Annotated in this window: 12 protein-coding genes and 1 pseudogene; 2 read left to right on the forward strand and 11 right to left on the reverse strand. The window is 59.0% G+C overall.

Annotation, left to right across the window (positions count from 1 at the left end):
• Positions 1-12: 12 nt before the first annotated feature.
• A pseudogene (locus U0034_RS24620) lies at positions 13-366 on the reverse strand (aldehyde dehydrogenase family protein); the annotation flags it as partial.
• Between the two features lie 38 nt (positions 367-404).
• On the reverse strand, positions 405-1232 hold the full coding sequence (locus U0034_RS24625) for a p-hydroxycinnamoyl CoA hydratase/lyase (RefSeq protein WP_085230693.1): 828 nt from the start codon (positions 1230-1232) through the stop codon (positions 405-407).
• Between the two features lie 215 nt (positions 1233-1447).
• Between U0034_RS24625 and U0034_RS24630 the strand changes: the two genes are divergently transcribed.
• Positions 1448-1861 carry a MarR family winged helix-turn-helix transcriptional regulator gene (locus U0034_RS24630; protein WP_233212091.1) on the forward strand — a complete coding sequence of 138 codons (414 nt, stop codon included), beginning with the start codon at positions 1448-1450 and terminating at the stop codon, positions 1859-1861.
• Between the two features lie 111 nt (positions 1862-1972).
• Here the strand turns inward: U0034_RS24630 and U0034_RS24635 are convergent, their stop codons facing one another.
• From U0034_RS24635 to U0034_RS24655, 5 genes are all read right to left on the reverse strand, one after another.
• The gene (locus U0034_RS24635) at positions 1973-2548 is read right to left on the reverse strand and encodes a cysteine dioxygenase family protein (protein ID WP_085230691.1); all 576 of its coding nucleotides are present in this window, start codon (positions 2546-2548) and stop codon (positions 1973-1975) included.
• A 61-nt stretch (positions 2549-2609) separates the two neighbouring features.
• Complete coding sequence (locus U0034_RS24640; RefSeq protein ID WP_085230690.1) at positions 2610-3356, reverse strand: enoyl-CoA hydratase/isomerase family protein; 747 nt, start codon at positions 3354-3356, stop codon at positions 2610-2612.
• Positions 3353-4525, reverse strand: a complete 1173-nt coding sequence (locus tag U0034_RS24645) for a CaiB/BaiF CoA transferase family protein (RefSeq protein ID WP_085230689.1) — start codon at positions 4523-4525, stop codon at positions 3353-3355. Before U0034_RS24645 ends, U0034_RS24640 begins: the two co-directional genes overlap by 4 nt.
• 96 nt (positions 4526-4621) lie before the next feature.
• Positions 4622-5866 carry a porin gene (locus tag U0034_RS24650; protein ID WP_085230688.1) on the reverse strand — a complete coding sequence of 415 codons (1245 nt, stop codon included), beginning with the start codon at positions 5864-5866 and terminating at the stop codon, positions 4622-4624.
• Positions 5867-5947: 81 nt separating this feature from the next.
• A complete protein-coding gene (locus U0034_RS24655) occupies positions 5948-7279 on the reverse strand; it encodes an MFS transporter (protein ID WP_085230687.1) in 1332 nt (443 codons plus the stop codon).
• A 238-nt stretch (positions 7280-7517) separates the two neighbouring features.
• Here U0034_RS24655 and U0034_RS24660 point away from each other — a divergent pair, with 238 nt between their 5' ends.
• Positions 7518-8420 (forward strand): LysR family transcriptional regulator, encoded by a 903-nt coding sequence (locus tag U0034_RS24660; RefSeq protein WP_085230686.1) that lies wholly within the window; start codon positions 7518-7520, stop codon positions 8418-8420.
• Positions 8421-8447: 27 nt separating this feature from the next.
• Here U0034_RS24660 and U0034_RS24665 read toward each other — a convergent pair whose 3' ends face one another.
• From U0034_RS24665 to U0034_RS24680, 4 genes are all read right to left on the reverse strand, one after another.
• The gene (locus U0034_RS24665) at positions 8448-9383 is read right to left on the reverse strand and encodes an MBL fold metallo-hydrolase (RefSeq protein ID WP_085230685.1); all 936 of its coding nucleotides are present in this window, start codon (positions 9381-9383) and stop codon (positions 8448-8450) included.
• A gap of 83 nt (positions 9384-9466) precedes the next feature.
• Positions 9467-9811, reverse strand: coding sequence for a carboxymuconolactone decarboxylase family protein (locus U0034_RS24670; protein ID WP_085230684.1), 345 nt, complete (start codon positions 9809-9811; stop codon positions 9467-9469).
• 49 nt (positions 9812-9860) lie between these two features.
• Positions 9861-10718, reverse strand: a complete 858-nt coding sequence (locus tag U0034_RS24675) for a sulfurtransferase (protein ID WP_085230683.1) — start codon at positions 10716-10718, stop codon at positions 9861-9863.
• Positions 10718-11938: a CaiB/BaiF CoA transferase family protein gene (locus tag U0034_RS24680; protein ID WP_085230682.1), complete on the reverse strand. Its 1221-nt coding sequence runs from the start codon at positions 11936-11938 to the stop codon at positions 10718-10720. The genes U0034_RS24675 and U0034_RS24680 overlap by 1 nt, the downstream gene beginning before the upstream one ends.
• Between the last annotated feature and the right edge of the window lie 33 nt (positions 11939-11971).

Here is an 11971-nt window from a genome sequence, read left to right on the forward strand (position 1 = left end):
GTTCCGAGCATTCTGAGTGGTCATGGCGGCGGCCTCACGCAGCATCTTGGCCGCCAACATCACGTTGAAGCCGTACCAGTTGGCCATTGCACCCGTTTCCGCCGCGCCGATTCGCACGAAGTCCCCAGCGCGAGCGTCCATGATGTCCGCGGCCACGAGCAGACGCTTTCGACGCTCGCTGGGCGAAATAACAGCCCAGGATGGAAACGCACGGGACGCAGCGGCCACGGCCGCGTCAGCATCGTCCACGCTAGCCGCCGCCGCTCGTGTCGCCACCTTTCCTGTTGCGGGGTTCGTCCGCTCGAATGTCTTACCGTTAGACGCGGCTTGCTTTGCGCCGGCAATCAAAAGACTGCTTTCGTGCATATCGTCGTCTCCTCTGCGCGCGCTGCTCGACAAACCGCTTAGCGCTTATAAGCCTGAAGGCCGGGTTTAATCGCCTTGTCGTCGAGAAATTGCTTGAGCCCCTGCTCGCGGCCGCCTTCGGTATCGCGATGGTTCGCTTGATCGAGCTTCGCGTAGAGATAGTCTTCGTTCTGTTCCCACGTAAGCTCGCGACAGCGCTTGAAGCCGTGCTTTGCATTTCGCAGCACTACTGGGTTCTTATCGAGCAGCTTCGCCGCGAACGCAACAGTCTCTTCGCGCAACTGCGCAAGCGGAACACTCTTGTTGACAAGCCCCATTTTGGCCGCTTGCTGACCTGTGAACGTATCGCCGGTCATGATGTAGTACAGCGCCTCACGATGTCCGACCGTGTCGGCCATCGCCTTGCTCACCAGATTTCCAGGCGGAATGCCCCAGTTGATCTCCGAAAGCCCGAACACTGCTTCGTCCGCCGCGATCGCGAGGTCGCACGCGACAAGTGGCGAAAATCCGCCACCGAAGCACCACCCGTTGACCATCGCAATCGTCGGCTTCGAATACATCCGCAGCAGTTGCCATTGCCAGCGGCTCGCGTCGCGTCGAATGCGCTCTTGCAGCACGTCGGGGCCTGTGTCGACTTCGCGGAAATACTCTTTGAGGTCCATTCCAGCTGTCCATGCCGACCCTTCGCCGGTCAACACCAGTACCTGCGCATCCGCGTCGAGTTCGACTGTCTCCAACACATCGATCATTTCCTTGTTAAGTGTCGGGCTCATCGCGTTGCGTTTCTCGGGGCGATTCAACGTCACCCAGGCGATGCCGCCATCAACCACAACCTTGACTGTTTTCCAGCGACCTTCATAGCTCATCTCATTTCTCCGTAAACCCGTCCGCACTTGCGGCTTATCATCAATTTACTATCAGGCCACCTGATATGTAAAGTGGTTTACGATGGCGTTCGTACAAGCCCTCACGTCGTGTGTCGACTATGACTAAAAAATCCTCCGCCGGCGCCTCGGTCGCCCTTGCTAAAACGGCGCCCCTCGCGCGTACCGCTCGCTCGTCGCAGCGCAGAGCGCCGCGCATGCGGATCAGTTACCTGATCGGGCAGCTCGATCGCGTGATTTCGCGGCGCCTGACCGAGGCGCCCGCGCGTCATCGGCTCACGTTGCCTCAATACACCGCGCTCTCGGTGTTGCGGGCGAGTGGTCGCTCTTCGAACGCGCAGATCGTGGAGCGCTCGTTCATTACTCCGCAGTCGGCCAATGAGGTGCTGAAGACGATGGAAGCGCAAGGCTGGGTGACGCGCGAAGCCGATCCGATGAATCGCCGCGTGGTGCTGCTGTCGCTTACCAGGTCCGGGGAAGCCTTGTTGCTTGCCTGCGACGAGGCCTCGAATCACGTCGAGACAGCCATGCTCGACGGCCTGGGCGACGACGCCGAGCCTGCGCTTCAGTCGTTATTACACGCGTGCGTGCGCAACCTGCGCGCGTTTTGAGTCGCGTGCGGTTGCCATCACAATAAAGGGAAACAACGATGAGCCAAGGTTGCCTCATTGCGAAATCGCAGCACGGCAATAAACTCTTCGTACTCAGCTACAGATGAGCTTTCATTGCGGATCATTGGCTATTGCATTCGAATAACCGGAGACGAACGTTTTCGAAGTACTGGTCTTCTGATCGAATACATGTCGTGAAATGCGGCCGATGTTTCCGCCATAGACGTGCACGCTGATCGAGACCTGGTCGCGATAGACGTTTGCCACACGATGTATGTCGCCGATCACCGGAGAGACCTCGCTCACTTTGCCCGGATACAGCGTCGACTCTCCAAGGAGGCACATAGGCCACCCCTCCTCACGGCACTCGTAGCGCTCTTCTCGCTCGGCACCTCGTAGCATGCCGATAAGTCCCCACACCGTATGGTCGTGTAATGGCGTGCTTTGCCCTGGCCCCCACACGAAACTCACCACGGAAAAGCGTTCGAGAGGGTCGGCGTGCAACAGGTATTGGCGGTAATAGTGACGATCAGGTTGCGCAAAAGTTTCGGGCAACCAGTCATCCTGTGTCACCAACGCTTCCAGTAGTCGACGACCACCAAAGCGCAGCGATGCCTCATTTCCGCCACTTTCCACGAGCCGGGTCATGGCTTCGACGAAATTCTCGAAGCGCGCGAAGTTTTTCATGTTGAATCGTTCTCCATGAAATGGGATGGCAGCACCGGCGCCCAGCCGTCTCTTCGCACATTCAGTGAGAAGGCGGGTTTTTGAACGCTCGCGAATGTTGATAGGAGAGAAGCCGTTCCTTTAAACCCGGACGGGCGGCGGATCGCACGAGGTCGGTTAGATCCGCTTCGAATCCCGCAGACGTCAACACGCGATAAAGATCTGCGCGTGCGACTTCGTCGAGGACAGTGGTCTTTTCACGGACGTTTTCTATCACGTCGTCCCATTCGTAGAGAGCACATAGTTTGTGTGCGACGCCGAGTCTATGCGCCTCCTCTGCTCCGAACGCGCGGGTCTCCTCCAGGATGTGCCGCGCTCTCTCGGTGCCGACGACCGCGGCGAATCGTCGCGTGCCAAGCACAATGCCGAACCTTAGACCGGGCATCCGAAATACGGTATCGGGTGCTGCAATGCGATGACGGCAAACCGCGAAAAGATCAACCCCTGCGCCGAACACTTTGCCGTGCGCAAGTCCCATTGTCTGCGCGGAAGACTTTGCAATCGTCTGCAACAGCATCTCGATCCGAATGAATCGCAGCGTCAGATCGCCATCGCTTTGCGCATCCAGTCCGGTCATATCGAACCCCGCGCAGAAGCTCTTGCCCTCGCCGCGAAATATCAGCAGCCTGGCTCCGCTTGCATTGGCCTGATCGACAGAATCCAGCAGCCTGTCGACAAGTTCCACGTTCAATGAATTGAGTTTCTCAGGACGGTTGAGCGTGAACCTCCAGACGCCGTCGCGCGTCTCGACTTTCAGCACATCGTTCACCGTTGAGCCTCCTGTTCCGCCGTTGCTCGCAGCGGATCGAGTACTTCGGCGTTGTGCTCGCCCAAAGCCGGCGGCCGCAAACGGATCGGCAAACTGTGGGCATCGATCTGCACGGGCGAGCCGAAGGTTTTCGTCCTGATTCCGTTCGGCAGTTCGATGGGCTGCACCCAAGCCATATGCTCCACCTGAGGATCGGCCAGGACCTGTGAGAACGAATTGATCGGGGCGCAAGGCACGCGTGCCGCGCGGAATCGTTCGAGCCATTCGGACGTATTCCCGTTGGCAAACTCCGCCTCCAGGATCTGCAAAAGCGCATCCTGGTGCTGGGCCCGACTGCCAGGCGACATGAATCGTTTGTCCGTTAGCAGATCGCTTCTGCCCAATACGTCGCAGACTGAACGCCACAGCGAATTGTTGCCGGCCGCCATGCCGAAATAGCCGTCCTTGCAGCGAAATACGCGGTAAGGCGCATTGCGCGGATGAGCGGACCCCAACGGCTTGGGATCCCGCCCGCTGCCGAAAAACTCGGACGTCTGCAAAGCGGCGATCCCTAACGTAGCGCCCAGCATGGGGACGCCGACGTGACAGCCGATTCCGTTGATTGCTGCCGAACGAAGAGCAGCGAGCACGGTGAATGCCCCATACAGACCTGCAGAAAAATCGGCCAATGGAACCCCACATTTGACTGGCGCGCCACCGGCCTCTCCCGTGACGCTCATGATCCCACTCATGGCTTGAATGGTCAGATCGAACCCGCCCTCTCCGGCGCGCGGCCCCGACTGCCCGTACGCCGAGATCGAGCAGTACACCAGCTTCGGATTGAGCGCGGAGAGTGCTTCGTAGCCCACACCCAAACGCTCCATGACACCGGGCCGATTATTTTCGATCAGTACATCGGCATCTTGCGCAAGAGCACGCAAGAGTTGCAGATCCGCGGGATTCTTCAGGTCGAGCGTTACCGAACGTTTGTTGCGATTGAGCGCGGCGAAATTCTCACTGTAGCCTCCGGAAAGAGGTGGCCAACTGCGTAGCGTGTCACCTCCTTCCGGATTTTCCACTTTGATCACGTCGGCACCCATATCGGCCAGCAACATGGCACAGTACGGCCCCGCGGCGACGTTGCATACCTCGATCACCCGGATGCCGCTCAAGGGTAGCGGATTAGTCATTCAAGCTCCTCTTCGTTTTCCAACGACATCGACCACCCGGCGTCCCACTCACTATATTGGCTATCGAATTGCCGTTTTACATCCAATCCGTCGACCTCAGAATCGATGACGCAATCCTACCGTGAATGCAACCTGATGCGAATTCGACGAGGGCGCATCGAGTGTGATCTGCGCCGCGTTACCTCGTCCGGCTGCGCTCTCGTAGGCGAGGGCTGCATATACGTCGGTACGTTTTGACAACAGATAGTCGTTGCCAAGTCCGAATTGCCACCAGTGGAGTGACATGTCGCCGGCACCCGTTCTCAGGCTCGCGTTGGAAAACTTGCCCATCAAGCCGACAATGTAACTTGGCGTTAGATAGTCACTGGCACTTAACTCCAGCGAGTCGATATCGAAGCGTCCATTCGCTGTATTGAAGTCCGGCGTACTGGCGCCAGAGATGCTCAACTTGCCGATCAGCGTGCGAGAGATGACGGAGCCAAGCTCGATATTGCCGATCCGATAAAGACCGCCGGCGGTAATCACCTGTTCGGTGCCGATCGCCAGCGCCGCGCTGGATGTCTTGCCCGACAGGTTACTGTCGAGCCGCTTGAACCAGAGCGGAAATGCGCCGGGATAATCGCCGTAGGTTGCACCGTTCGTATTCGAAGCGGCGTTGGGCCCATCTAGACGCGCATAGCCGATTGCCGCGCGCAAGCCGCCGCGCAGATACTTGATCGCGGCCCCGAATTCGCGGTTATTGGCGAAACCCAAACCTCCCGCCGAGGCAGCCTGATTACTGAACGCATATTGCACGCTGTAGGTCAACCCGCGATAGTCCGGGCTTTCATAGGTGACCGCATTGTTAAAGCGCACCGAGCCACCAAGCATGTTCAGATCGAACGGGTCGGTCATCAAGGATGTGCCGAAGCGGATGCCAGCCGTCAGATAGCCGACGTACAGCTCGAACGGACTGTACTGGCGCCCCAGCATGATCTTGCCCAATGACGTCTGACCGATACCGACATACCCCTGACGGCCAAATAGACGCGAGCCTTGCTGCAAAGCACCGGAATTGGCAGAGAAGCCGTTTTCGAGCACAAAGAACGCGTTGTAACCACCACCCAGGTCTTCGTTGCCCTTAAAGCCAAATCGGCTCCCAGATAATTTGCCAGTCGTCGTTTCATAGTTGCTATGTCCGTTCTGGTTACTCACATACATGAGTCCAGAATCGATGATCCCATACAGGGTGACCGAATTCTCGGCGCGAGCAGTCGTAGCGAAAAGGGTTAGCACTGCGATTGCGATGGGTATGTTCACGCGGATGAATTTGCGGATTTGCTGCCTGCGAATCTCTTTCATATATCAACTCTAAAGTTAATTAGGATTCCCTTATATATGGATAGCATCATGATCGATGCTCGAACGCCTGGCCTAACCAGATCAGGCGTTCGACTTCCTGACAAGAATGCTCGCGGGAATCAATCCGATGACGACGCACGCTGCCATCACGAGCAGCGCAGCCACCAGGACGAAGGCAGGAGAAAAGCTGCCGGTTGCAGCCTTGATATGGCCGATCGCAACGGGGGCGAGAAATCCGCCAACCTGTCCACACGCACTCACTAGCGCAAGCCCGCCAGCAGCGGCAGTGCCGGACAGGAACGCCGTTGGAATCGTGAAAAAGAGCGCAGCGATGCACAGATAACCGATGTTCAGCACGCACAACGCAATCATCATCGCCACGAGACTGTGGCCGGACATCGTCAGCGCGATGGACGCGCAGGCCGTCAGTATCGCGCTGACTGCCCAGTGCCAGCGTCGCTCGAGTTTCTTGTCCGAGTGATGGCACACGAGCAGCATGCCGACCGCACCAATGGTCGAAGGAATCGCGAGCAACAGGCCGATGTTCAGCACGTTCCCGCCTGCCAGATGCCTGATCAACGCTGGCGCCCAGTAGTTGAGCACATTGCCCGCCCACGCAACTGGAAAATAAGCAAGTGCGACGATGTAGAGTCGCGGCGACCGGATCGCAGCCGAAAAATGCTTCGTTTTATCGTCGTGTCCTTTCGCGCTGTGTTCTTCCTGAATGGCGCTCACCACGACTTCCCGTTCTTCCTGCGACAGCCATTCGGCGCTCTCCGGCTTATCGGTGAGCAGAAAGTACATGAGCACCCCCACGACGACCGGCAGCATGCCTTCGATCAGGAAGATCCACTGCCAGTCCTTTAAACCGCCCACGCCGTTGAACGTCTGCATGATCCAGCCGGAAAGCGGGCTCCCGATCATACCCGCCAGCGGCACCGCCAGCGAAAAGAGCGCAATCACCCTGGCCCGCTTTTGTGCCGGATACCAGTACGTGAGTATGAGCATCGCGCCGGGAAAGAAGCCAGCTTCCGCGACACCCAGTGCGAGCCGGGTGACATAGAACTGCATCGGCGTCTGCACGAACATGGTTGCCGAAGAGGCGAGCCCCCACAGCACCATGATGCGAGAAATGGTTTTCTTCGCACCCACACGGGTTAGCAGCAGATTGCTCGGCACCTCAAACAGCGTATAGCTGATGAAAAACAGCCCAACACCGATCCCAAATGCAGCCTCGTCGAGGCCCACGTCGGTTTTCATATGCAGGTAAGCAAACCCCACATTGATACGATCTAAAAACGCCAGCATGAAACATAAACCCAGCGGAATCAGTATTCGCAGGTTCACCTTCGCGTACGCAGATTTCTCGGCAGATACCGTATCCGCGCCAATGTCGCGTGCGGTTGGCAACATTCCTGTCTCCTCCTTTTCGATTTCGTTTCTGCGCGGATTCTTGTTGGCGGGTAACGCGCTGTAAAGCACGTCTCTGGAATCTCGCGACCGTCTCCTTCCGTTTGCGCCCTATTGTTTGTGCATCGAGCGCGTCGGGTGAGGTCCAATGTAGTGCGGCGATCCCTAATATACAATCAAGGAATATCGCGTCATTGTTTTGCCCTAGGTTAACAGTGCAGCGATTGAGGGGAAGCAGGCCATGAGTTCTACCAACCTTCGACATCTGCGGGTTTTCGAAGCGGTCGCCCGGTTAAGCAGTTTCGTCGAAGCATCCAAGGCTTTGCACATGACGCCGGCAGCGGTCAGTCTCGCGATCCGCGATCTGGAAACGAGCCTCGAATTCCGGGTTTTCGACCGTACCACACGTTATGTGCGTCTCACGGAAGCCGGCAAACAGTATTTCGAACGGGTGGTTCGCGTGCTGACAGAAGTGCGTGCAGCAGAGAGCTGTGCGTCGTCGCTTAGAAAAGGCTCCTACGAAACCGTCCGCATTGCGACTACGCCAACCGTCATCACTTCGCTACTCGGCGTGGCGTTCGAACGGGCGCCCACGTTGTGGCCCAACGTCAGGATCAACTGCATCGAGGTGATGTCGCATCAGTTGCCGGAGGTCGTAGACGCGGGCATCGCCGATATCGCCATCGGCGTGCGTTTGCCCAATAACGAGAGCACGGAGAGCCAGCTTCTCTTCGCGTCCCGATGGACGGCGCTGATCCGGCGAGACAACAAGCTCGCGCGCAAGCATCCGCTGACCTGGCGGGAGGTGGTCGCGGAAACAGTCGTGGTGACGAATCAATCGTCGCGCCTCGCGATCCAGAAAGCCTTACCCGCGGACGTCACGATCGAACTGGCTCACGAGGTCAGCACCGCCATGTCGGCCATAGCCTATGCGGCCAGCGGCCAGGGCATAGCGATCGTGCCGGGCTATATGCGGCAGCTCGCGAAGGCACACAAACTGGTTGCGGTGCCGATCGTCGAGCCCGAAGTGTTGCATATGCTTGAAATCGCCAATGCGCGGCGGCCAAAGCCTGAGCCTCACGTGCTGCGAATCCGCGATTTTCTGCTCAGCGAGGTTCCGTCTGTCTATCGGAAGCTGGTGTAGGCGGAAGCAGGGTTCCGCCGGAACACATCAGATCTGGTTAAGCGGCACCTTCAGGTAGCGCACGCCATTGCGTTCAGCTGCTGGAAGGCGTCCGCCGTGCATGTTGACCTGCACGGCGGAAAAAAGCATTCGCGGCATCGCGAGCGTTCGATCGCGGCTTTCGCGCATGGCCACGAACGCATCTTCGTCGATCCCATCGCGCACGTGGATGTTCTGGCGTTTTTGCGCGCCTACAGTGGTTTCCCACGCATAGGCGGTGCGTTCGGCCGGCAAATAATCGTGGCAAAGATAAAGCCGCGTAGGATCGGGAAGCGAGAGCAGACGGCGAATCGAACGATAAAGTTTGCGTGCGTCGCCGCCCGGGAAATCGCAGCGCGCCGTGCCGTAGTCGGGCATGAAGAGCGTGTCGCCCGGAAACACCGCGTCGCCAATCACGTAGGCGACGCATGCAGGGGTATGCCCCGGCACGTGAAGCACCGTTGCTTCAAGGCTTCCAATACAGAAGTGATCGCCGTCGGCGAATAGCTGGTCGAACGAAGGACTGGTCGCATCGGGATCGGCCTGCACGTTCAGCATGCGTTCGAAATACTGCTGGGTGTCGACGACATGCTCACCGATCGCGGTCGCGCCGCCGCACTGTCGCTGCACGTAAGGTGCGGCGCAAAGATGATCGGCGTGGATGTGCGTTTCGAGAACCCATCTTACGTCGAGCTTTTCGCTTTCAATGAAGCGTACGAGTTCGTCGGCGGTCCGGGTCGATGTGCGCCCCGCAGCCAGATCAAAATCGAGCACCGAATCGATGACCGCGCAGGCCTCGCTGTCCGGATCGCCAACCACATAGCTCACCGTGCAACTGCCAGGTTCGAAAAATGCATGCACATACGGCTGTTGGCCGGGGTTGGTCAAGGCACGCGCAATCTGGCCATCGGCGCGCTCGAGTACCGGGTCGAAAGTTGAAGTCATGCTGGGCCCACTATCAAACGAACGTGCGGGACAACCCGCCAGGCGAAGCCGAACGATTTGTCCCGCGCGACAAAGATCACTGATCAGCCTTGCTGAAAGGCCTTGTGGGCATCCATTGCTTTGAGCGAATAGACATACGCCGCCCCTGCGTTGAGCGCTATTGCCGTAGACAACGCCTCCGCCAGTTCCGCCTCGGTTACACCAGCCGTGCGGGCCGCTTGGGCATGCGACGCGATGCAACCCTCGCAGCGCGTCGTGACAGCCACGGCGAGTGCGATCAGTTCGCGCGTTTTTGCATCCAGCGTACCGGTCGCGCCTTGCGACTCGTTCAATCCACGAAAGCCGGCGATCAGCTTGGGGTGGTGCTCCATCAACGCGCCCGAAGCCGCACGGTTCTTCTTCAACATTTCAAGCCAGTCGTTCAACATCGTCGTTCTCTCCTGAAGGTAAGACCCATTTCCCGGTTGCTGCCGCGGTTTATGTGAGTGCCGGGCCGGTCTCGATGGGACGCAGCGGATCGCTGCACCACTCGCTCCATGAGCCGGGATAGAGACGTGCCGAGGGCATGCCTGCGATTTCCATCGCCAGAAGGTTGTGGCACGCGGTCACGCCCGACCCGCATTGCGCGACGACCTGGGTACTGTCTCGCCCGTTCAATACATTGACCCACTCGCGAGCCAGCTCCGCCGAGGATTTAAAGCGGCCGCTTTCGGCGAGGTTGTCGGTAAAAGGACGGTTGACCGCTCCGGGAATGTGGCCTGCGCGCGGGTCGATCGGCTCCGTTTCGCCGCGGAACCGGGGCGCTCCTCGCCCGTCGACGATCAATGTCTCGCGCGTCGTCAGGTTGCGTGTGACGAATGCGGCGTCCACATGGCGCTCATCGGAGCCCCGGGCCTCGCCATACTGCACCGGCGACACTTGTGTCATGCCTTTGATGAAAGGACGGTCTGCTTCGGTCCACGCCTGCCAGCCGCCGTCCAGAACGCGTACGTCACGGTGGCCGATCCAGCGCAACAGCCACCACAGGCGCGCGGCATACGCTCCTCCCGACCGATCGTATGCCACGACCGGCGTCGCCGGATCGATGCCCACACTGCCGAGCCAGCGCGTAAAGTCCACTACCGACGGAAGCGGATGCCTGCCGTTCAGACCGGTCTTGCGGCCCGACAGATCGCGGTCGAGATGAGCATGCACCCCGCCGTCGATATGCCCCGCGCGATAGGCATTGACACCCGCCTCGGTTCGTTCGAGATCGTGACTGCAATCGATCACCCGCATGGCCGACAGTTGGCTGGCCAACGTGTCTGCATCAATCAAGACGTTCGATGCAGGCATCAGATGACTCCCGCGCCACGCAACTCGTCGAGTTGCGACGCCGAAAGACCGAGCACCGTTTCGAGTACCGGCACGGTATCGGCACCAAGCTGCGGCGGCGCTTTCAATTCGATCGGTGTCAGCGAAAAGCGGAACGGACTGCGCAGCACCGGAATGACGCCATGCGCCGGATGGTCGACTTCGGCACGCAAGCCGCGATGAATCACCTGTTCGTGATTGAACGCCTCCGCGATCGTATTCACCGGGCCGCACGGCACGCCCATGGCGTTCAGCGACGCGGCCAGGTCGTTGCGCTTGAGCTTTGAGGTCACCGCCTGGATTTCGGAATCGAGTTCCACGACATGTTCGAGGCGCGCTCCGTTGCTTGCGAAGCGGGGATCTTTCATCCACGCCTCGCGGTCGATCGCTTTGCAGAGCTTGGCCCATTGACCGTCATTGCCGATCTGGATCAGCAACGGGCCGTCAGCACAGGGATAGCAGTTAGACGGCGCGAACAGCCGGCTGCCGTTGCCGATACGCGCTGCCACATGGCCGGTCGACAGGAAGTTCTGCGACATGTAAGTCGTTGCGGCCACGGCCACGTCGAGCAGCGCGACATCGACGTATTGTCCTTCGCCCGTGCGTTGCTGGTGATACAGCGCGGCGAGAACCGACGAAGTTGAGATCATTCCCGTCATCACGTCGACGAGGGGTACCATCGAGCGGACCGGGCCGGCGCCCGGCTGGCCGTCAGGCAGCCCGCACGTGCTCATGATGCCGGACACGGCTTGCAGCACGGGGTCATAGCCGGGAAAACGCGACATCGGACCATCTTGGCCGTAGCCCGTCACCGAGCAATAGACGACCCGCGGATTGATCTTCCGTACCGTTTCGTAGTCGAGACCGTAGCGCTTCAGATCGCCGACCTTGAAGTTTTCGATGAACACGTCGCACTGCGCGGCCAGATCCAGAACGACCTTCTGGCCGGCTTCTTTGGTGAAATCAATCGTCAATGAGCGCTTGCCGCGATTCACGCTAAAAAACGCGGGCGTGTCGTTGGTGGTTTCGCCGTCGAGATTCTTCAGAAAGGGGGGGGACTGGCGCATTTCGTCGCCCACGCCGGGACGTTCGATCTTGAACACCTGCGCCCCCATGTCGGCGAGCGCCTGGGTGCACCATGGACCAGCCAGCACGCGTGTCAGGTCGAGTACTTTGACACCCGAGAGAATTTTGTCGTTCATAGTGGAAACCTTCCTGTGATCCGATAGCCCGTT

It is taken from the genome of Trinickia caryophylli (assembly GCF_034424545.1).
In the GTDB taxonomy this organism is placed as follows: Bacteria; Pseudomonadota; Gammaproteobacteria; order Burkholderiales; family Burkholderiaceae; genus Trinickia; species Trinickia caryophylli.

Coding starts and splice junctions, on each gene's coding strand:
- U0034_RS24625 (WP_085230693.1), bottom strand. CDS start 1,232: ATGAGCTATGAAGGTCGCTGGAAAACAGTCAAGGTTGTGGTTGATGGC.
- U0034_RS24630 (WP_233212091.1), top strand. CDS start 1,448: ATGCGGATCAGTTACCTGATCGGGCAGCTCGATCGCGTGATTTCGCGG.
- U0034_RS24635 (WP_085230691.1), bottom strand. CDS start 2,548: ATGAAAAACTTCGCGCGCTTCGAGAATTTCGTCGAAGCCATGACCCGG.
- U0034_RS24645 (WP_085230689.1), bottom strand. CDS start 4,525: ATGACTAATCCGCTACCCTTGAGCGGCATCCGGGTGATCGAGGTATGC.
- U0034_RS24650 (WP_085230688.1), bottom strand. CDS start 5,866: ATGAAAGAGATTCGCAGGCAGCAAATCCGCAAATTCATCCGCGTGAAC.
- U0034_RS24655 (WP_085230687.1), bottom strand. CDS start 7,279: ATGTTGCCAACCGCACGCGACATTGGCGCGGATACGGTATCTGCCGAG.
- U0034_RS24660 (WP_085230686.1), top strand. CDS start 7,518: ATGAGTTCTACCAACCTTCGACATCTGCGGGTTTTCGAAGCGGTCGCC.
- U0034_RS24665 (WP_085230685.1), bottom strand. CDS start 9,383: ATGACTTCAACTTTCGACCCGGTACTCGAGCGCGCCGATGGCCAGATT.
- U0034_RS24670 (WP_085230684.1), bottom strand. CDS start 9,811: ATGTTGAACGACTGGCTTGAAATGTTGAAGAAGAACCGTGCGGCTTCG.
- U0034_RS24675 (WP_085230683.1), bottom strand. CDS start 10,718: ATGCCTGCATCGAACGTCTTGATTGATGCAGACACGTTGGCCAGCCAA.
- U0034_RS24680 (WP_085230682.1), bottom strand. CDS start 11,938: ATGAACGACAAAATTCTCTCGGGTGTCAAAGTACTCGACCTGACACGC.